The 22753-nt window shown below is 39.0% G+C and carries 13 protein-coding genes; 9 read left to right on the forward strand and 4 right to left on the reverse strand.

All coding sequences use genetic code 11. From position 1 onward, the window contains the following. Positions 1-86: 86 nt before the first annotated feature. The 3 genes from H1R81_RS14905 to H1R81_RS14915 form a co-directional block, all read right to left on the reverse strand. Entirely contained in the window at positions 87-1967 is a 1881-nt protein-coding gene (locus tag H1R81_RS14905) for a T9SS type A sorting domain-containing protein (RefSeq protein ID WP_181841535.1), read from the reverse strand. A 123-nt stretch (positions 1968-2090) separates the two neighbouring features. After that, positions 2091-3320, reverse strand: coding sequence for an NADP-dependent isocitrate dehydrogenase (locus tag H1R81_RS14910; RefSeq protein ID WP_181841536.1), 1230 nt, complete (start codon positions 3318-3320; stop codon positions 2091-2093). Positions 3321-3481: 161 nt separating this feature from the next. Further along, a complete protein-coding gene (locus tag H1R81_RS14915; protein WP_181841537.1) occupies positions 3482-6694 on the reverse strand; it encodes a carboxypeptidase-like regulatory domain-containing protein in 3213 nt (1070 codons plus the stop codon). A gap of 132 nt (positions 6695-6826) precedes the next feature. Here H1R81_RS14915 and H1R81_RS14920 point away from each other — a divergent pair, with 132 nt between their 5' ends. From H1R81_RS14920 to H1R81_RS14930, 3 genes are all read left to right on the forward strand, one after another. Then, a complete protein-coding gene (locus H1R81_RS14920; protein ID WP_181841538.1) occupies positions 6827-7870 on the forward strand; it encodes a DUF3089 domain-containing protein in 1044 nt (347 codons plus the stop codon). A gap of 222 nt (positions 7871-8092) precedes the next feature. Beyond that, positions 8093-9160, forward strand: coding sequence for a mannose-1-phosphate guanylyltransferase (locus H1R81_RS14925; protein ID WP_181841539.1), 1068 nt, complete (start codon positions 8093-8095; stop codon positions 9158-9160). Between the two features lie 8 nt (positions 9161-9168). Then, positions 9169-9741 (forward strand): hypothetical protein, encoded by a 573-nt coding sequence (locus tag H1R81_RS14930; RefSeq protein ID WP_181841540.1) that lies wholly within the window; start codon positions 9169-9171, stop codon positions 9739-9741. A gap of 75 nt (positions 9742-9816) precedes the next feature. Here the strand turns inward: H1R81_RS14930 and H1R81_RS14935 are convergent, their stop codons facing one another. After that, positions 9817-12369, reverse strand: a complete 2553-nt coding sequence (locus H1R81_RS14935) for a TonB-dependent receptor domain-containing protein (RefSeq protein WP_181841541.1) — start codon at positions 12367-12369, stop codon at positions 9817-9819. A gap of 351 nt (positions 12370-12720) precedes the next feature. On the opposite strand from H1R81_RS14935, the gene H1R81_RS14940 reads away from it, so the two are divergent. The 6 genes from H1R81_RS14940 to secDF all read left to right on the forward strand — a co-directional run bounded on the left by H1R81_RS14940 (position 12721) and on the right by secDF (position 22698). Next, the gene (locus H1R81_RS14940; RefSeq protein WP_181841542.1) at positions 12721-13776 is read left to right on the forward strand and encodes a sensor histidine kinase; all 1056 of its coding nucleotides are present in this window, start codon (positions 12721-12723) and stop codon (positions 13774-13776) included. Next, entirely contained in the window at positions 13773-14522 is a 750-nt protein-coding gene (locus H1R81_RS14945) for a LytTR family DNA-binding domain-containing protein (protein ID WP_181841543.1), read from the forward strand. Before H1R81_RS14940 ends, H1R81_RS14945 begins: the two co-directional genes overlap by 4 nt. Positions 14523-14544: 22 nt before the next feature. Next, entirely contained in the window at positions 14545-17358 is a 2814-nt protein-coding gene (locus tag H1R81_RS14950) for a PQQ-dependent sugar dehydrogenase (RefSeq protein ID WP_181841544.1), read from the forward strand. Positions 17359-17391: 33 nt separating this feature from the next. Then, the gene (locus H1R81_RS14955; RefSeq protein WP_181841545.1) at positions 17392-19074 is read left to right on the forward strand and encodes an alpha/beta hydrolase-fold protein; all 1683 of its coding nucleotides are present in this window, start codon (positions 17392-17394) and stop codon (positions 19072-19074) included. 141 nt (positions 19075-19215) lie between these two features. Next, the gene (locus tag H1R81_RS14960) at positions 19216-19590 is read left to right on the forward strand and encodes a hypothetical protein (protein WP_181841546.1); all 375 of its coding nucleotides are present in this window, start codon (positions 19216-19218) and stop codon (positions 19588-19590) included. Between the two features lie 99 nt (positions 19591-19689). Then, complete coding sequence (gene secDF, locus H1R81_RS14965; RefSeq protein ID WP_181841547.1) at positions 19690-22698, forward strand: protein translocase subunit SecDF; 3009 nt, start codon at positions 19690-19692, stop codon at positions 22696-22698. Positions 22699-22753 lie beyond the last annotated feature (55 nt).

Here is a 22753-nt window from a genome sequence, read left to right on the forward strand (position 1 = left end):
ATATATAATCAGATACTCAGGTATCTGACTGATGTACGAAATAGTAAGATTATTGGTTGAAACTTTAAATGTAGGAATAAAACGTCTTATTGAACAATCAATTTTTTAATGATTTTATTCTGCCCGTTATTCAATATAAGGAAATATATGCCGGCAGTAAGGTTTTGCTTGATAGAGACAATGCTTTGTGAGATATCCAAATATTCTGATTCAATAGCTATTGGTTTACCTGTGGCATCAAGTAAATAAGGGGTAGTATTCAATTGTCCGGCTGATTTTATATAAAAAGAAGATCCTATGATAGGATTAGGATAAACATTTACAGCATCTGATAATTCTGATTCAGCAGATAACAAAGAAACAGTAGCAGATACTGTTTTATAGATAAACTCCTTGTTTGCTTCATCATAGAATTTTAACCGATAATAATTTTTGCCAAAAACCGGCTTGGTATCAATTAATGAGTAAGATTTTACGGTTGTTGTTGTTCCGGTGGCCGTTACCTGTCCAATAGAAGAGAAGCGTATCAAATCAAAACTTCTTTCAATGACAAAGTTTTTGGCTTTTGCTTCATTGAGCGATGTCCAGGAAAGTTTTACATATTGCTCATTGGTGAGTGTGGCCGAAAAACTACCCAATGTTGCAGGTAAAGGAGTACCTGTTTTAACTAACCAGAAATCGGTATTGCCATTATTCTGTGTTAAATCTCCATCGACAGAATTAGCATTGGCAGCTACAATAAAGCCACCGTCAGCCGTTGGGTAAGCGCCGCGCGCAATCTCAATGTCTGCTCCACCTAATAAAAGATTCTCTTTCAGGCTACCGTTATTCTCATCAATTTGTGTAATCCAGACGTCTCCTACAGAGCCTTTCGGCTTTACATTACCGAAGGTAGAATTACTTTGGCCGAAAGCATAGATTTTGCCGTTAACGGATTGACGGATGGTGTAAAGTCCGTCTGAGTATAAGCCACCCACCTGTTTTTTCCATAGCAACATTCCAGTGTCAGATAATTTTAGAATAAAGCCGTCTTTTTCGCCTGAATTTTCTTCCAGATCGCCGTTTGTGGAATTACTCTCTCCTACTATCAGAAATGACCCATCAGTTAATTGCAAGCCTGAAAAAGCCTCATCTAAGTTTGCGCCGCCTAAGCCTTTTTGCCATTGCAGCAAACCATTAACACCGACCTTTACAATATAAATATCAATAAAGCCTTTACCAGCTCCAGGTATTTCATTATTACCGGCATCTGTTCCTCCTATCATCAGATAGCCTCCATCGGCACAGACAATTACCTCATTTACCCAATCGTTCTGGTTAGACCCATAGGTTTTTGACCATAAGGTTTCACCGTTTTCGGTAATCTTTGCCAACCATACGTCTGTTTTAATAAGAGGGAGGATATTAGCTCCGATAATATAATTACCATCTGCGGCAGGTTTTATGGTGGGCTTTGAATAAGCATCAGCTTTTGTGAAAGCCAATTCGCCGATATTGTAGCCTCCGGCAAATACTTTCCGCCATATTGTACTGCCATCGGTCTTTAATTTCAATAAGAGTAAACCTCCGCGAGAACCATTTCCTAATGCCTCACCGTCTGTAGAAGCGGTGGTGGCTAAAACCAGAATATTTTTGTCTTTAGTCTCAATAACATCGGTAGCAATATCATCTTTTGTGCCGCCAAAGGTTTTAGACCAGAGTATTTCTCCCCAGGTATTCACTTTCACTACCCAGATATCAGTACCGCCTAATCCGTTAAATGCTTTAGACGCAGGTACATCTCCATCGTTATTGCTATTAGTTGAGCCTACAATAATATAGCCACCGTCGGAGGTAGGGGTAGAAGCATAGGCATATTCATTGTTTTTTCCTCCCATACTCTTCTGCCATTGGAGAGCAGTTTGTGCAATGGTTCGTGGAGAATAAAACAAGCAAAAGTAGAGTAAGCCTATAAAACTCGGTTTCATCTGATAATCCTGATGGGTTAATGTTTAATTTGTGCAAACATCATACCATACAGGCACCAAAAACAAAACGCCCTGACTACAAGAGCCAAGGCGTATAAAAGGGGCACCGTAAGAAGAAAAGTCTTATTTACCTAATTTGATTTTCAGGTTTTGGTCTAATGCTTCCAAAAACTCTTCTGTATATAGGTAATGTTCGCCATGGCTTACTTTATTGCCATGAATACAAACTGCTAAATCTTTCGTCATTTTGCCTGACTCAACCGTTTCAACGCATACCTGCTCTAAAGCCTGACAGAAGTCGATTAACTCCTGATTACCATCTTTTTTACCACGGAATTCCAAGCCACGAGTCCATGCAAAGATAGAAGCAATCGGGTTAGTAGACGTTGGTTTACCTGCCTGGTGGTCACGGTAGTGGCGTGTTACTGTTCCGTGAGCTGCTTCTGCTTCCATTGTTTCGCCATCTGGGGTAACCAATACAGAAGTCATTAAACCTAATGAACCGAAACCTTGTGCTACTGAGTCAGACTGTACGTCGCCATCGTAGTTTTTACAAGCCCATACAAACGAACCATTCCATTTCAAAGCAGAAGCTACCATGTCGTCAATCAGTCGGTGTTCGTAAACGATTCCCGCTTCTTCAAATTTGGCTTTGTAATCTGCCTGGTAGATTTCTTCAAAAATATCTTTGAAACGACCATCATATTTTTTCAGAATGGTGTTTTTAGTAGATAAATATAAAGGCCATTTTTTGTTCAGGGCAACATTGAAGCAAGAGTGTGCAAAACCACGGATTGATTCATCTGTGTTATACATACCCATTGCTACCCCACCTCCTTTGAAATTATATACATCAAATTCTTTTACAGTTCCATCGGCTCCTTCAAATTTCATAGTTAATTTACCCGGGCCATCTACTACGAAATCAGTTGCACGGTATTGGTCACCGAAAGCATGACGGCCTACGATGATTGGGGATGTCCAGTTAGAAACTAAACGAGGCACATTCTGACAAACGATTGGCTCACGGAAAACAGTACCGTCAAGAATATTACGGATAGTACCATTAGGTGATTTCCACATTTGTTTCAGATTAAACTCTGTTACACGTGCTTCGTCAGGAGTAATAGTAGCACATTTAATACCCACACCATATTCTTTGATCGCATTTGCTGCATCGACGGTAACCTGATCGTTGGTTTCATCACGGTATTCAACGCCAAGGTCATAATATTTAATATCTACATCAACATAAGGTAGAATCAATTTATCTTTAATAAAACGCCAGATGATTCGGGTCATCTCATCACCGTCTAACTCAACAACGGGGTTTGCTACTTTAATCTTATTCATGATTATTTGTTTAATTAATAAATGCGGTGTAAAGTTATAAACAGAATGTGAAAAAATTATTAATTAGGTCGAATTTTCTATTGAAAAGCATAAAAAAAGAGCCCCCAAACGGAAGCTCTTTTTAACTTAAACCAAAGAAAATTATGAAAATTAATAAAATCTTATTTATTCAGAAGCTCATCAAAAGATAATGCTACATAGTACATTGAGCCTATAAGCGCACTACCATAAGCCTGAATATATGGTTTACCACCAATGTTTGTTCCTCCTAATTTAATAATAGACTTCATAGCCGGAAGCTTCATACTAACCTGTGCATCAAGGTTATTGATGGCCGGTACAGTAGTATTAGAGAAGAAAGTTGTTCCGGTAGTGGTAGGTTGATTAAAGCTGGCCTGCCACAAGAAAGCATTCTGATGTTTGAAATTGATGTTAAAACCGAATTTATCACCACTACCAATTCTCTTACCAAAACCAAGATTGTAACGATAATCAGGAGTGTTGAAGCCTGCGTATTGTTGCTCGGCACTTGGTACAAATCTTTTCAGTTCATTATTAGCTATATTGGCATTGATAAAGAAGCCTTTAGTTAAAGAATAGTTCAAGCCAAGAGCCCAGCCATTCACTTTAATTTTTTCGGAAGTATTTGCAGGTCTTGAATAGCCTAAACGGGTAGTTGCACTTGATACGCCAGACTCAATTGGTAAACCTGGACCCGCCGCAGCGGTAGGTACAACTACAGAAACACCACCGATGAAGTTTCTATAGGTGCTGGTGTAGTAATAAGCATCAACAAAAAGTTTTTTGCCAATTAAGCCTTTATAACCAATCTCAACAGATTGAATACGCTCTGGTTGAAGCGTTTTTGCCGAATATTTAGGTAATGTTGCCAAAGCAAATGCTGGAGTAACTTGTTGAGTAACACCAGGCACATTGGCAACTAATACTTTTTGTAACTCAGCATTAAATGCTGCCTGGAAATTTGCAGCAATAGCACCCGGAAGTTGCGCGTCAATACCCGGTTGAAGGTTTTGCGCCAATGCGCCAGGCAGGGTTTGTGCCACGCCTGCCTGAATAGCTGCTGCTGCAGCTTCAGGCGGAATTTGTCCTGCCTGAACTGCCGCATTTACCTGTGCTGTAACTCCCGCAGTTACTTGTTGCGTAATGGCAGCTGTAACTCCCGCAGTTACTTGTTGAAGAATAGCGGCGTTTACACCTGCCGTAATTGCGGGTGTTGCTTGTGCAGTAACCGCCTGTGTTGCATAAGCCTGTGCTTTAGCTACTACATCAGCAGTAATATATTTTAATGGGTTTGCCTGAAAGTCATTTAAAACAGCCAGAGAAATACCGTTGCTAAGGTTATATCTTGCATTAAATTCAGGTAAACCACCAATGAGTGTACCTGCAGGGGTTTTAAGGTCGATATATTGGTTTTGAGTAGTAGGAATTCTAAAGCCTGATTGATATGATAGTCGGATGTTATGGTCACCAAAAGAAGCTACCCCAGATACCCGAGGAGTGAATTGACCATCAAAGTTCTGGTTTTTATCATACCTGATTGAGGCAGTAAGTTTGAAGTGATCGCCAAATAAACTTTTTGCAGCTTGTAAAAAAGCACCATATTCGTTGATATTGATGGTACCGTTTCTGCCATCTTTTTGATCAGCAAACAGCGTTCCATTCGAGCGTAATTGATATACTCTGTAATTGGCTCCGGCCAAAAGGTCAATAAATTTAACCTGATTTTTGAAATTATAAACGCCTTCAGTATGGTATAGATTGGTTTTATCTAAGAAAGCGCCACCTCCATCAACAATGGCTTTTTCCCTATATTTATCCAATAGGGCATCATAAGCAGCAGTTCCCGGTTGAGGCATACCCTGATCGGCGGCAGCACGAGCAGCCAAATGTGCCTGAGCCTCGGCTTGTCCGGCACTTCTTGCCTGCACAAATGCGCCCACATACGTACCAAACCATGTTTCATGAGGCTTAATTTCATTAAGCATATTAACAGCCGTTAATCCGGAAAAATAGGATTGACCCGAACGCTCCTGAGTTGTATAGGTTCTTAAGGTAAAATTATCACCTCTTAACTCTAATTTAGCCTGAGTCAGGTTAAAATTTCTTAAAGAATAGCGGCCTGTTCCTGTATAGGCGGTAGTTCCATATCCATAGTTTACCTGTCCTACCAACTCTACTTTCTCGTTAATTCTGTAATGCAATGCTACATTAGTTTTAAAACTCTTGGTATTATAGTCAAGCATATCTCTTTCGAGGTAGCCAGTACGGCTGATATTCGTATTAGCAGGAATCAACCCGGCAGCTGCTGCAGGAAGTAAGCCTTTACCTATTAAGCCGGTTGCAACAGTAGTCATATTGGCCTGCACTTCATCACCATATACGTTCATCCCATCATAATCTGTATCTACACCAGCACCACGAGTACCATTTTCTAAACCACCCACGTTCAGGTTAGTATAATTGGTTGCTTCCCAGTCTTTAGCACCGATATAAGCCAGGTTTACTTTAAAGGCAAATTTATCATTAAATGCTTTAGCATAACGTAAAGACAAATCGTAGAAAGGAGTAGTAACTGTTTCTCTGTTAGAAGCGTTCATTACTCCGGTTTTTACAGTAGCACTTAAGCCCTGATATAAGAATGGACTTTTACTGTTCATTAATATCAAACCGTTGATGGCATTAGGGCCGTATAGGGCAGATGCTGCGCCTGGTAATAGCTCTACGCTTTCAACGTCTAATTCAGGCATGCCTACTATATTATCAACAGGGAAATTTAGCCCTGGCGCCTGATTATCCATCCCATCAATCATCTGTACAGTACGGGGGTTTCCGGTTGCGCCGAATCCACGCATATTGATTGATTTGAATAATAAGCCCTGGGTTGTCATGTCTACACCTTTCATATTAGCAAGCGCATCATAGAAAGAAGGAGAAGTTGATTCGCGAATGGCACGAATATCCATTTTTTCAACGGCAACAGGCGATTTCATCACGGTCTCTTCCACCCGTGAGGCGGCTACTACTACTTCCTGACCTAAGATGGCTTGTTCTTTCAGAGAAATGTTTATTGCAGCATTATTGCCCGAAACATTTACTTCCTGACTTTCATAACCCACCGACGTAATTAACAGCGTGAAAGGAGGGGGTGTTGAAGTGCTGAAAGAGAAATTTCCTTTAGTATCGGTAATAGTTCCGATTACTTTTCCTTTCACTTGTACACTTACTCCAATCAATGGTTCTTTGGTAACGGCGTCTGTTATTGTACCGGAAACCTTGGTCTGAGCTAAGACCATTTGAGTGATAAAAAAGCAACAGATTCCGACCAACAATTTTTTTGCGGAAAGTTTGTACATGAGGGTATTGGTTAGTGGGTTAACAAAACGTAATTTTGTGTCAAACATAGAAAAGAAAACAATAATATGCAAGCATACTATTGTTAGATTTTATAGAAATTTTACAATTTTACCAAAAAATAATCATATAAGATGAGAAAAGTTTTTTTTTCATATTTATTTTTGTTTTTCACTTTGTCGGGGGTCTCTGTGCATGCCCAGAAGTACATAATTCTTAACTCCGGTTTTGATGCCACAAATGTGCCTCCAGTGCCAGATTATGCCCTAAAAGAGACTTGGGCGGCACTTCCGGATAAGGAAGATGCCGCGGATAAAATACCTTTGAACTCTAAGCTGAAAGATGGCCAGAAAGACGCCAGAGTCGATGTTTTTTTCTTGCATCCGACTATTTATACTTACGCTCCCAAAAATCAGTATCTCTGGAATGCTGATGTACATGATGAAGAACTGAACACAATGGTTGATAATTCGACGATTCTGAATCAGGCGACTGCTTTCAATGGCTCAGGTAGGGTTTATGCTCCAAGATACCGACAGGCACACTACTATAGTTTTCTGACAAAAAATGCAGATGATAAGAAACAGGCATTAGATCTGGCCTATACTGATGTAAAATCAGCATTTGAGTATTATCTTCAACACTGGAATCAAGGCAGGCCAATCATTATCGCTTCGCACAGCCAGGGAACTGTTTTAGCCAAACGGCTGTTGAAAGAGTTTTTTGATGGCAAGCCTTTACAAAAGCAATTAGTAGAGGCATATCTGATAGGCATTGCTACAGCGCCCGATACCTTTGATAAAATTAAACCCAGCCAGTCGGCTGAAGAAACAGGTGGCTTTGTTTCATGGAATACTTTTGCCAGAGACTTTATTCCGCCTTATTACAATGATGGTTTAGATAAAGCCATTTGCACTAACCCTCTTTCATGGAAACTGAATGAGGATTTTGTTTCAAAAAAAGAAAACAGAGGAGGAGTAGGCTTAAAATTTACCTTTGTGAAAGAAGCCGCAGATGCCCAGGTACATGAGGGGATTTTATGGATTAATAAACCTTATGTAAGAGGTCGGGCTTTTTTAAGAACGAAGATATGGCATAGAGCAGATATAAACTTATTTTGGATGAATATCAGAGAAAACGTAGCTTTACGTACAGAAAGATACTTTAATCAACAATAAAAAAACATTTATTCACTTCATATAACAAATATCAATCTATTATTCATTAACATTTTCAATAATTATCCGGATACCAAATAGCTTTAAATCATTGGATTAAAATTTGCTTACTGAATTCTGATAATTCAACATTAATTAAAATTTTCGACTCATCGCACAGTACTTAAACCGCAGATGCTTAACAATCTGTGATAAGTGCATTTTAACATTGAAGCAGTATTAATGAAAGATAATTACGTGATTATAATGGCAGGAGGCGTCGGAACAAGATTCTGGCCTTTTAGCCGTACTACCAATCCCAAACAATTTCATGATGTTTTAGGAGTAGGTAAGACCATGATTCAGCAAACTGTTGAGCGTTTTGAAGGAATTTGTCCGCAGGAAAATATCTATATCGTTACAAGCGAAGAATACTACGATTTATGTAAGCAGCAATTACCGTATCTGTCAGACGATCAGATACTATTAGAGCCAAGCCGCAGAAATACAGCGCCTTGTATTGGCTATGCCTGCTATAAAATTGCTTCTAAAAACCCCAAAGCAAATATAGTAGTGGCGCCTGCCGATCATATTATTCTGAAAGAAGAAGAATTCAGAAAGAGAATCAACATTGCGCTTCATTTTTCTGAAAAAAATGATGTATTAGTCACATTAGGTATTAAACCGACCCGCCCTGACACAGGCTATGGTTACATTCAGTTTACGGAGTCGGAGGGTGATATTAAACGTGTACGGACTTTTACCGAAAAACCCAACTTAGAATGGGCTGTCAAGTTTATCGAGAGTGGCGAGTTTGTCTGGAATGCAGGTATTTTTATCTGGAATGTACAAACCATAAAGAAAACCTTTGAAATGTTTTTGCCTGAAATGGCTGAGGCCTTCGAAGAAATCAAAAAGGAATTTTATTCAGAACGCGAAGCAGAGGCACTCAAAAAGGCATATCCGCAATGTAAGAATATCTCGATTGATAATGGTGTGATGGAAAAAGCGGAAAATGTGTTCGTGGTGCTTTCTGATATTGGCTGGTCTGACTTAGGTACGTGGAAGTCATTGTATGATGTATCTGATAAGGATGAAAATCAGAATGTAATTGATGGCCAGACACTATTATATGATACAAAAAACTGTATTATAAAAACCCCGGATGAAAGACTCGTGGTTATTAATGGTTTAAACGGGTACATTGTGGCCGAATACGATAACGTATTGATGATCTGTAAAAAAGAAGATGAGCAAAAGGTTAAAGAATTTGTAGCTGCCGCCGGAAATAAAGGGAAGGATTTTGTATAGATTTGATTATGAAAAAAAATAGTATCTGGATAATAGGGGTGTTTCTGACACAATTCGGGTGTTCAAACGTGCAACGTATGGATACAACCGAAGTAAAAGAAGAAATGGAAGGACATAAAATCAGGCGGATTTCTCCTGCCCGGATTATGGAACAAGTAGAGGTTTTAGGTAGTAAAATAACTATTATACTTACTAAGGATTTTGAAAAGCAGATGAAGGATGCTTCACCGAATCGTACTGAGGAAATCTGCGCTTTGAAAAATATGCAGGTGATAGATTCTCTATCAAAAAAATATAAACTCACGATTCGCTTGTTAGGTCAACCAGATATCGGGAGTAATAATAGTTTATATCTTAAAGAGAAAGAAGTATTAGAGGCTTATGCCGATAATGCCATGCAAAAATTGCCTTTAAGCAACAATATACAGAGTATAGATGATTCACTTTTTGTTTATACTGCCCCTATTGGTGTTGACAAAGGCGTTGGGAAATTGTGTTTTAGTGATGATTCTGGTTTTGCTATCTGGAGTATTGTTCTGAAGAAAGCAGAAGTTATTAAAAGTATCGGGTCTGAAAAATAGAAAGAGAGCTACCAATCGTAAGTGGTAGCTCCTTTAACTAAAACAAAACTATAAAAAACCTAATTTTGAAAATCCTTAGTTGTTCATATTATTACTTTCTCCCGCTTTCACATCATCATTCTTCACCGATTTTGTTTTCTTCTGCTCAACCATTCTCATATTGCCAATTTTGTAGCTGAAAGTAAGGCGTACATTTTGATTGTAAATATTGTTGATATTGGTCTGACTGAACTGAGCGGTGTTCAATGTCGACTTCATTACTATTCCACCAAAGAAGTTTTCTGTAGCTAACCCAAGACTTCCTTTCTTATTTTTGAAATCTTTTCTGAAACCAACCGAGTACATATAGAAACTACCTTGTGTTCCTTGCAATTGCACTTGTCTGCCTCTGAAGAAACTAAAAGCCTGGATACCCCAACCGTTTTTAAGTTGTATCTGTGACTGAAGGCGTCCACCAATTACTACTCCTGTATTGCTTGTCAAGAAAGATTGCCCGTCAGCACCCCGTACTTGTCCTTCCAGATAGTTATAATATACATCAATACCTCCGTTTACTGACCATTTTGGTGTGATAGTGAAATTACCAAATACATTAGAACCAAATACTTTTTGTGTACCGATATTCTGGAATGTGGTGATAATAGCACCTACCAAAGTATCAGAAGGAGAACTCAGACGAAGAATTGAATTATTTGTCTGACGACCAAACACCGATGCATTCAGATATACTTTCTTGATGCTTGAACTGGCACTTAATTCAAAATTATCAGTTATTTCAGGGCGTAGACTTGGATTACCAATGGTAATGTTTTGTGGATTCGCCAGATTGAAGTTCGGATTCAACTGTTGTAAACCCGGGCGTTGAATGCGTTTGTTATAGGCCGCTTTCAAAGTTGTATTTCCAAAAGTCTTCGATACGTTTACACTTGGTACAAGGTTACCATAAGCCGGAATATTAATATCTTTTATCTGATCTTGTGCATCAATTGTGGTATATTCATAACGAGCTCCTGCTTTGATGGTATATTTATTCTTTGTAGAATAAGTATATGACATATAACCAGAAGCAATATTTTGTGAATAATCTAATAAACCTGCCGGATTTCTGGCATCAGAGGCAAAATCACCCGTTGCACCTGCAACCAAATAACTGAAATCACTATTTACCTGACGGAAAATACCCTTCACACCTACTTCAAACATCTGATTTGTTTTAATTGGTGTCTGGAAATCAGTTTGTAATGTAACCTCCTGATTCACATTTCCGTTGATATTTTTCTGACGGCTTGCTAACATTCCTGATTCATTTAGCAAATCTGCCAGGAAATTATTTTTAAGGTTACTTTTACTATATTGGGTTGAAACAGACCATTCTTGTGAAGGTTTGAAAGTACGTATATAATCTAAATTAATATCAACAGAGTTTGACAAGTCTTTGCTATCTACATTCCTAAACGAGGTCGAATTAAATACGTTGTTAGTATAAAGATTTGTGGTATAGTCCTGACTTCTTATAAAATTACGGGTACCAAAGTTAATGCCTGCGGTTAATGCCTGATTTTTAGAAATATCGTAATCAAACCCTAAGTTGTAACGACCAAACAAACCATTATCAAAAGCGTCAGCTGTTTGTTTGGTTAATACAGTATTGCCATTTACTAATGTGCTTTGATTTAAAGAAGTAGCTGCTTTATTATAAAAAGCACGGCCACCGCCACCCATGGTTACACCTAATTTACCTTTGCGGATACTACCATTCAAACCTAAGTTAGAGCCACGAATACCCACACCTGCATCCACATTCAATGTCAAACCCTGAATCGTGCTTTTCTTAGTAATGATATTGATAATACCACCAGAGCCTTCTGCATCATATCTTGCCGATGGAGAGGTAATTACCTCTACAGATTTGATTAAGTCAGATGGGATCATCTTAAGTGCATCAGCAATGCTACTTGCAATGATAGTAGAGGGTTTGTTATTGATTAAAACCTTAATATTAGATGTTCCGCGTAATGATACGTTACCGTCTAAATCAACTGTTAATAGAGGTACTTTACGTAGTACATCAGCAGCATCTCCACCCTTCGAAGTAATATCTTTTTCTGCATTATAAACCAATCGGTCAACTTTCTCCTCAATCATTGATTTTTCGGCTGTCACAGTTACTTCATCTAATTGCTTGGTACTTGTAGATAGCTTGATTACACCTAAATCAACATCTTTACCTTTTTCAACTTTAATATTATCGATGGTTTTATCAGCATAACCAATAAAAGTTATCACTAATTTATATTCACCTGGGGCTATCCTTGATAGAGTAAACTTGCCCTTTTCATCTGCCATTGTTCCGTCTACTACCTTATTTTCTTTATTATACAGTGCAACACTTGCAAATTCAACAGCGGTTGTTACGGCCTCATCAATTACAAAGCCTGTAATCTTCGAGTTACCTCTTGGGGCATTGCCTTCAAGATTTAAAGTTGGTGTTTGTTGTTGATTGCCCGGACGTCCATTTCCATCTCCTCTCTGGCCACCTCTACCGCCAGGGCCACCTCCGGGGAATTGTGCCATTACTGTAGTACCAACCAGGGCAAGCAAACTTAGAATAGTGATAAACTTTTTCATTGTATTGATCTATTATATTTTGTTTTTTTCTATGTCAATGATTTAACGACACAAAATAAATGTATGTTTTTTGTACATTTTTGCAGAATAGATGAAATACACAAGAGAGAAGATGAAAGTAGAAACATAGCTTATATATACATGAAAACCCTTCAAAATAGCCCGAAATGCAGTTTTGATTGCGTGTTAGGGTTTTTTGTCGTCGAATTGAGAACTTTGGTCTGTTTGATGGTAATTGAATTATTTTAATATTATAGATTTGTTTGCGTTTTGTACTTTCGGTATTAATTAGCCTTACTAAGTTATAAACTTTAAAAAGTGCAAAAAAATATAAAAACAATTTAACAATTAATGACAATACTTAATAGAAAAATATCTGTTGAATACCTCTTTCGTCTGCTTTTTCATATATTGTTCTGGGGAGTATGGGTGGTATGGCCTATTATTAATGCATACTTAAATGACACCGAAAGAGACAGATGGTACTTAGGTCATATTGCCCCGTTGTCTATTACGCATGTTCCTCAGTTTTTTATTAATACTTTGATTTTAATGCCATTTTTTCTTCGGAAAAGAGGTGTCGGGTCTTATGTGTTTTCTGTCATTATCCTGAGTTTCGCTTTTGTTATCATTCAGTATTTACTGAAACTTGGACTGTGGGATAATCCTGTCGATATGAGTGGGCATAGAATCAAACTTTTTGAGATGAAGACCATGTTTCCTATTCTCTTTGTCAGTGCCATAAGTACCGTATATGGTCTTATTCTCTACATGGCCGATCAGGAGAAATTAAAAAGAGAGGAAAAACAGGAAAAACTTCAGGCCGAGCTGTCATTTCTACGCTCACAGATAAGCCCACATTTTATTTTTAATGTATTAAATAGCATAGTTTATCTCATTCGTACTAAATCAAGTGCAGCAGAGCCGGTTACTATTCAGCTATCAGAACTCATGCGCTATATGTTATATGAGGCAGATGATGTACAGGTATCTTTAGATAAGGAAATCAATTACCTGAATAACTATATAGAGTTGCAAAGGGTAAGATTTGAAGAAGATGTAGAAATAAATATGAAAGTAGAAGGCAATATAGGCTCACAGATTATAGAGCCAATGTTACTGATTCCGTTTGTTGAAAATGCGTTCAAACATGGTGTAGGCATGATTGACACGCCTATAATTGATGTATTGGTAAGATGCGATGGTAATAACCTGTTTTATGAAGTAAAAAATAAAATAGCCCCTGAATTAGCAGAAGACAAAGACAATAGCTCAGGCATTGGTTTGAAGAATGTTAAACGCAGATTAGAATTATTATATGCTGAGAAGCACAAATTAGAGATTAAAAAAGAGGATAATTGGTTTATTGTTTCTCTATTTTTACAACTAAAAACAATTGGCTTATGACACTCAGATGTATTGCCGTTGATGACGAAAGTATGGGGCGCAAACTCCTGGAAGAGAATATCAGACAAATACCATTCCTGGAGTTGGTTCGTACCTGTAAAAATCCTTTTGAAGCAATGCAGGCTTTACAAGAGGAGAAAATCGACCTGATGTTTCTTGATATTCAGATGCCTGGTATGTTAGGTACTAAGTTTTTGCAGAGTTTAAGAGAAAAACCCCTTGTTATTTTTGTAACCGCTTATGCCAACTACGCTGTAGAAAGTTACGATTTGGATGTGGTAGATTATCTGATGAAGCCGGTAAGTTTAGAACGTTTCACTAAGGCTACTTATAAAGCCCTCGAAATATATACTAAAAATCATGTGGCAGCAACGTCGGCATCGGCTGTATCATCTGCTGAACATCTTCCAAAAGCCGACGAATTTCCGGATTTTTTCTTTATAAACGTCGAGTACTCGTTAGTCAAGATTATCATAAAAGACATTACCCATATAGAGGGTTTGAAAGACTATATCAAAATATTTCTTACAACTCAGACCAAACCAATTCTTACCAAATCTACTATGAAGGCAATTGAAGAAAAATTGCCGCCTAAACAATTTATGCGTATTCATAAATCTTTTATCGTAAATACCGATAAAATAGAATCAATTAGAGGGCAGCGCATTAAAATTGGTACACACGATATTCCGGTAAGTGAATCAAGTATTGACGACTTATTGAAACTCTTAAATTATTCCAAATAAAACCCGTTCACCAGATTTTACTATGATGAAGTACAAAAAGTTTACAAATCTATTTGTAGGGGGGCTTTTTATTGCCCTTCAAAGCCTTGCTCAGGCACCTGAAGAAAACCGTTTTACTAAAATAGTTTTAGGCGAAAAATTGGACGAGCCTATGGAAATGGCTTTATTGAAAGACGGTCGTGTTTTATTTGTTGAGCGTAAGGGTGCATTGAAACAATACAGCCCTGTTACTAAGGAAATCAAAACATTGGCTACGATTCCGGTTAATACCAAATATACTAATCGCCAGGGAGTAAAACGTGAGGCGGAAGAAGGTCTGATGGGATTGATACAAGACCCGAATTTTGAGAAGAACCACTGGATTTATATGTATTATGCCGACCCTGACGTAGCAAAACATGTGCTGGCTCGTTGGGAGTTAAAAGGTGAAGAATTAGTGGAAACTTCAAAGAAAATTCTTTTGGAAGTACCAACCCAGAGAGAAGAATGTTGTCATACAGGTGGTGGAATGGTTTTTGACAAAGCCGGGAATCTGTTTCTGACGGTTGGTAATAATACCAGCAATAGTAATTCAGATGGATATGCCACGATTGACGAACGTCCGAATCAGGAAAACTGGGACGACCAACGTGGTGCAGCCAATACTAACGATTTACGCGGGAAAATCCTGAGAATTAAACCTGAAGCGAATGGAACCTATTCAATCCCTAAAGGGAATCTTTTTCCGGAAGGTACCCCTAAAACCCGCCCGGAAATCTATACAATGGGTCATCGTAACCCCTGGAGACCAAGCATTGACAGCAAAACAGGTTATTTATACTGGGGAGAAGTAGGCCCGGATGCCTCCAAGGATTCAGAGCGTGGCCCACGTGGGTATGATGAGTTTAATCAGGCCAAAGGTCCAGGCTTTTTTGGCTGGCCATACTTTATTGGCGATAGCAAGCCTTATACAGACTGGGATTTTGTAACCAATAAACCCAAACCGGACTCACAATTTGACCCTGCCAAACCTATTAATGATTCTCCGAATAACACAGGGTTAAGAGAATTACCACCTGCACAGAAAGCCTTTATCTGGTATCCGTATGCTATCTCAGAAGAATTTCCGTTGGTCGGAAGCTCAGGTCGTAGTGCTACCGGCGGCCCTGTGTACCGCCGCTCTGATTTTCCGAATGCCAAACGTCCGTTTCCAGATTATTATGAAGGCAAATGGCTGATTGTAGAGTTTATGCGTGGCTGGATTATGAGTATAACAATGGATGAAAACGGTAATTATAAGTCAATGGAGCGTTTTATGCCTAATACTGATTTTGGTAGTGCCATTGATATAGACTTTGCCCCTGATGGAGATTTATATGTATTAGAATATGGTACTGCCTGGTTTAAAGGTAATGACAACGCACGCCTGGTAAAAGTAGAATACAACGCAGGTAATCGTAAGCCCGAAGTACAGATTGCCGCTGATAAGACAGGGGGGGCTATTCCGCTTAAAGTAAATTTATCTTCTGAAGGCAGTAAAGATGCAGATGGCGATGTACTGTCTTATGAATGGAAAGTAAGTAATAAGACGGCCGGAACAAGGGTATTTAAAACGGCTAACCCTATTGTAAGTTTTGATAAGGCAGGTGTTTATAAAGCTACGTTAACAGTAACAGACTCTAAAGGTGCTAAAAACAGCCAGTCGTTAGATATTAAAGTAGGAAATGAGCCTCCGGTGGTGGCTTTTGATATTATGAAAGGTAATAAAACTTTCTACTTCCCGAATAAGCCAATAGAATATGATGTAAAAGTAGAAGACAAAGAAGATGGTAGCTTGAAGAATGGAAAAATCAAACCCGAACAGGTAGCCGTAAATATAGATTATATGCCTATCGGCTATGATAAAATTGAAGTTTCTCAAAACCACCGGGGGGCTGATGCAACGGCTTTTGCTTCAACCGGACAGCGTTTAATTGAGGCCAGCGACTGCAAAGCCTGCCATGTGATTGATAAAAAATCAGTAGGGCCAAGTTATAATGATATTGCCAATAAGTACAGAGGGAATACCGCAATGGTAGAAACATTGGCTAAAAAAGTAATTAATGGGGGAATGGGCGTTTGGGGCGAACACGCTATGAGTGCGCACCCGCAACTTTCACAAAGTGATGCTACCTCAATGGTTGAATACATTTTAAGCATAGGTGAGAAAAAAGATATAAAAACCTATCCTACCACAGGCAGTTATACAACAGCTATCCCTGCCGGGCAAAAAGAAAACGGTTCTTTTGTATTAAGGGCTTCTTATAAAGACAGGGGTACTAAACTCATGCCGGCTTTAGCTTCAGAACAGACGATTGTTTTAAGAAACTCTTTCTTAGACCCTGAATTAGCTAATAAAGCCAGAGGTACACAAAAAGTAATGACGCCTTCGAAATCATTCTTTATGGTAGGTAATGATTCTTATATTGGGTATGATAAAATAGATTTCACTAATATAAGCCAGATTGACTTTTATGTACAGGCAACCACCCGTGTAGGAGCCGCAGGAGGGATAATAGAAATCCACCTTGACTCTCCTACTGGCCCATTGGCAGGTAAGACAGAAATGATTGCAGTAAAAGAACCAGCCCCGTTCCGCCCGCCGACACAAGGGCAGCAAGCGCAGGCAAATGACCTTCCGGGTGTAAGACCAGAAATGGTGATGGCTGTAAGAAGAGGGGCAGTTATGGCCCCTGTAAAAATATCAGCAGAGGGTTTCCATGATGTATATTTTGTCTTTAAAAACGAAAAAGCATTAGCTACGCAAATTGTAATGCAATTAATGGGAATAGATTTTAAAAGTAATGGTAACTTGTAAAATCATTTAAACTATTCAACCTACTTGTATATTATGAAAATCCTGAAATTCAGAACAATCCTTTCAGGGGTTGTTCTTTTATCGTTCAATCTGGTTTTGTTCGGGCAGAAACTATCTTCTGGTCCACAGGTGCTGACTTTTCATTCAGATACCGACGACACAGAGCAACCTTATGGTTTATATCTACCTAAAAACTATAATCCAAAGAAAAAGTATCCGCTTGTTGTGATGTTGCATGGAGCCGGCTCTAACCACCGTTTGGCTTTACGCCGGGTATTTGGTAAAAGTAATGCCGAAGGAGAGTCAGATGTAGAAGCAAGCCGTTATTTCCCTGAGTGGAAAGATGTTGAGTATATTGTAATAAGCTCTTTCGCCCGAGGTACTATGGGGTATCAGGGAGTAGTGGAAAAAGATGTAATGGATATGCTTGCAGATACTAAAAAGCGTTTTAATATTGATGAAAACCGCACGTATCTGACAGGCCTATCAATGGGTGGCGGTGGAACTATGTGGATTGGCCTGAGCCGTCCTGATATTTGGGCTGCTATTGCACCAGTTTGTCCGGCTCCTCCGGGCGGAACTTTAGAATTAGTGCCCAATGCCCTTAATTTTCCGGTGTATTTTTTTCAGGGAGACGCCGACCCTGCTGTGAAAGTAGATTCAACGCGTAAATGGGTTCAACGACTGAAAGACGCCGGAACACAGGTTGAATATACCGAGTATCCGGGAGTGAAACATGATAGCTGGGTAAATGCCTATAAAGATGAGTTTATTTTTGATTGGTTTGCCAGGCATAAACGTAATCCAATGCCTGAGCGTGTACGCTTTGCTACCAGCCAGTATAAACATAATAAGGCTTACTGGGTAACTTTAGATGAATTGACACCGGGTATAACCGCTTTGATAGATGCTAAATTTACAGGCAAGAATCATTTGGAAATTACTACTAAAGGCTTGAAAACCTTTACGCTTAATCTGACAGACCACCCAAGCTTCAAATCAAAATCACCTTTAGAACTGGTGATTAACGGTCAGACAATTCGGGCAGATGCAGGTGCCATACTAACACTAACACAAAGTGGAGATGCCTGGGCAGTAAATGCGCTGAATACTCTAACCTCTGCCAAAAAAACAGGAGCTGAAGGCCCGATGTCTGAGGCTATTGCCAGCCGCCACATATATGTTTATGGAACAGGTGGAAGTCCGTCACCTGATGAATTAGCCAAAAGACGTGCAGAGGCCCAAAAGGCTATGGAATGGTCTACTTATAGAGGCGATTTCTTAGGGAGAGTAATGGTTTTTCCGCGTTTATTAAGTGATAAAGAAGTTCGGGCAAGTGATATCGAAAGCTCTAATCTGATTCTGTTTGGTAACAAAGAAACCAATAGTCTGATTGAGAAATATAATGATAAGCTCCCTTTATCATTAAAAGCATCAGCAGATAGTTATGGGCTGGCCTATGTATTTCCTTTAGGAAACCATTACGTATTGGTAAATTCGGGTTTACCCTGGTGGACATTATCAGATAATCCGAATGCTCCCACACGTCAGAACTCCCCCGCACCGATGAACATTTTAGGCAGATTTCAGGATTTTGTACTCTTCAAAGGAACTATCAATACTGTAGTATCTGGCGGAAGGTTCAATAATGACTGGACACTACCAGCTGCAGAAGCTGATAAAATGAAAGCCTCTGGTGTGGTGGTTTTTAAATAGTAGTACTCTTTTTTAATAGAGCAGACGTGCTTTGTTCCGGATATAATTTTCCGGAACAAAGCACGTTTTAGTTTAAATTACTTAAATTCTGGCATTAGATTTGACTTATTAGGAGAAATTATAGTAGCTTTGCAACCCTAAATGAGAAAAAATACTTACATATCACGTTCTTTTGGGCTACTCATGTTTATGATGGTGGTTCTGACGAGTGTTTTAGGTAAACAGATTTACCATACACACTCCAATGAGGTACCTGTTGCAGCAGAGAAAATAAAATCCAAAAAGACCAATAAAGAAGAGCAGTCAAAAGAACAGACGGTTGTAAGTGAAGTATCTTTAGAGGTAGTTGTGCCGAGCCATGCTTTCGATTTTGGACACTACGATATCATTTTACCTGCTCCGCAAATTATTTATGTAATCGTTGAGACGTCTGTTAAAACTTTTACAAAACCACTTTACAGGCTATCGTATTTCGAAAAATTGTTTGAGCATTATATTGCTCCCAATGCACCGTAGTTTTCTGACCCTGTATGGGGTGTCTCCTTCTTTTCATTCATGAGTTCTTCATGAAATCGGTTAATCATTCAATTTTATTTTTTTAAATTATTCCCTATAATGAACAACAGAGGTGGAATTATAGCACTTTTAGTGGCTTTTGTAACACTTAGTGCTTACTTTTTATTACGTACCTGGAAAGCAAACGACATCAGAAATGATGCAGAAGCATTTGCTACTGATAAAAAAACAGGCAAAATAGATTTAGCCAAGAAACAAAGATACCTTGATTCTTTGTGGAAACAACCTGTATTTTTAGGTACAACAACTGAAGACCTTACCAAACAGGAGTTAGGCTTGGGTCTTGACTTGCAAGGCGGTATGAGTGTGATTCTTGAGGTTTCTCCTGCCGAAATCGTTCGTTCTTTAGCCGGAGGCTCAAGAGACCCTAAAGTAGCTACTGCTATTGCCAACGCACAAAAAAGGGCAGTTACAAGCAGTGCAAATTTTGTTGATTTATTTGCTGAAGAATTCAAAAAACTGGCTTCAGATGTAAAACTGGCAAAGGTTTTCTCCAATAGTTCTAACCGTGGTACACTTAGCCTGGAGTCTTCAGATAGTCAGGTCGTTAGCTATATTAAAAAAGAAGTTGATGGTGCTTTTGACCGTGCTTTCAGAATTATCCAGACACGTGTCGATAAATTCGGGGTTGCTAACCCTAACTTACAAAGATTGTCGGGTACAAACCGTATTCAGGTAGAGCTACCTGGTGTTGATAATCCTGACCGTGTACGTAAATTATTATCAGGTGCAGCAAAATTAGAGTTCTGCGAAGTATATACCATGCAGGAAATTGCGCCTTCGTTCGATGGTCTGGCAGGTATTTTACTGCAAATGGATATTGATGCCAAAAGTAAGGCAACAGCCACGAGCGGGACTAAAAAAGACACAACTGCTACTGCAACAACTGCCAGCACCGATACCTCTAAAAACAGTTTAAGTGCACAGTTAGCAGGTGGTGGTGCAAAAGGCGATTCTACCAAAAAAGATTCTGCTTCTCTGGCACAGCGTCAGAACAATGCTTTCAGTAACTTGTTTATTCCAACGGGTTATGGCGTGGCTGTTCGTACAAAAGATATAGCCCGTGTGAAAGAGGTAATGGATCGTTCAGATGTGCGTGCGTTGTTCCCGGCCAATGCAAGTTATGTATTTGATATTAAGCCACGTGCAAACGGCACAAATGTGAATGAGGAAATTGTAGATATGTATTTCGTAAAAGATTTAGGCAAAGCTCCGTTAGAAGGTGATGTAGTAACAAATGCTAATCAGGATTATGACGAGCGTGGAAAACCGGCCGTAGAAATGCAGATGAATGCTGAAGGTGCAAGAAAATGGAAAGCATTAACAGGAGCTAACATTGGCCGTCCGATTGCCATCATTCTTGATAATTATGTGTATTCTGCACCAAATGTAAATGGTGAAATTGGTGGTGGTCGTTCAAGTATTGCTGGTAACTTTACAGTAGAAGAAGCACAAGATTTAGCGAACGTATTGAAAGCCGGTAAATTACCTGCGCCTACCAACATTATCTCTGAAGACGTTGTGGGTGCAACTGTAGGGTCAGAAGCAGCACGTGCGGGTATTATATCATCATTGATAGGTCTATTGGTAGTATTAGGCTTCGTATTAATTTATTATAACAAAGCCGGTGTAATTGCCGATATCGCCCTTATCGTTAACTTATTCCTGTTATTAGGAGTTATGGCTTCATTTGGTGCAACTCTGACACTACCGGGTATCGCTGGTATGGTATTATCAGTTGGGGTATCAGTTGATGCGAACGTACTGATTTATGAGCGTATCAAGGAAGAATTGGCTTTGGGCAAAACCTTTAAAGACGCAGTAAGAGATGGTTTCAAAAATGCGATGTCATCTATCATCGACTCAAACGTAACTACATTGATTACAGGGGTTGTCTTATTTGCTTTTGGTACAGGTCTAATTCTTGGTTTCGCTACTACACTCTTAATTGGTATCTTCACCTCTTTATTCTCTGCTATCTTTATTTCGAGATTATTGTTTGAATACTATATTGGTAAAGGGAAAAATATTTCGTTTACTACTAAGTGGTCTGAGAAATTATTCAAAGATTCTCAGTTCGATTTCGTATCAAAACGTAAATTATACTACACTATTTCAAGTGCCATAATTATTGCTGGTATTGTTTCAATTTTCTTTAAAGGATTTGGTTTAGGGGTAGATTTCTTAGGTGGTCGTACTTATATTGCAAAGTTTGAGAAAACGGTGAATACTGAGGATATCGAAAGAGCTCTGAAACCAACTTTCGAAGGTCAGGCAATTGAGGTAAAAACTTTCGGAAATTTCGAACAGGTAAAAATTACTACTCCTTACAAAATCGAGAATACCAATACAGATGTTGAAAAAGAATTGCAAGCCAGCGTAAATAAGGCTATTGCTAATGTAAACGGTAATTCAGGTAAGGTAGTAAGTTCGTCTAAAGTTGGACCAACCATTGCCAATGACGCAATCTGGGGTGCAGTGAAAGCAGTATTACTGTCGATAGCGTTAGTATTTGCCTATATCTACATACGGTTCCGGAAACTCGCTTTCGGTTATGGCGCGTTGGTAGCGTTATCACATGACGTCCTGATTATCCTTGGGGTGTTCTCTATCCTGCGTGGTTTCTTGCCATTCTCGTTAGATGTTGACCAGGCTTTTGTTGGTGCGGTACTAACTATTATGGGGTATTCAATGAATGATACCGTTGTAGTATTCGACCGTGTACGTGAGTACCTGTCTGAAAAGCGTGGTGTAAAAGAAGATATTCCAACGGTTATCAACAATGCCTTGAACAGCACTTTGAGCAGAACGGCAGTAACAGGTTTCTCTACTTTGTTAGTACTCCTTGTATTATTGATTTTTGGTGGTGAAACTATCCGTGGTTTCGTATTTGCAATGTTTATCGGGGTAATTGTAGGTACTTACTCTTCGTTATTCGTAGCAACACCAATCGTTGTTGATGGTATGCAACGTGATATTAAGAAAGAAGAAGAAAAGCTGGCAGCTGCTCCGGTAGTAGTTGAAACCAAGAAATCTAAAAAGGCTTAATTAATAACCTGCGTTTCGGGATGAAACTTTATCCCGAAACGCAGGTTATTAGAAT

It is taken from the genome of Emticicia sp. BO119, assembly GCF_013912375.1.
In the GTDB taxonomy this organism is placed as follows: Bacteria; Bacteroidota; Bacteroidia; order Cytophagales; family Spirosomataceae; genus Emticicia.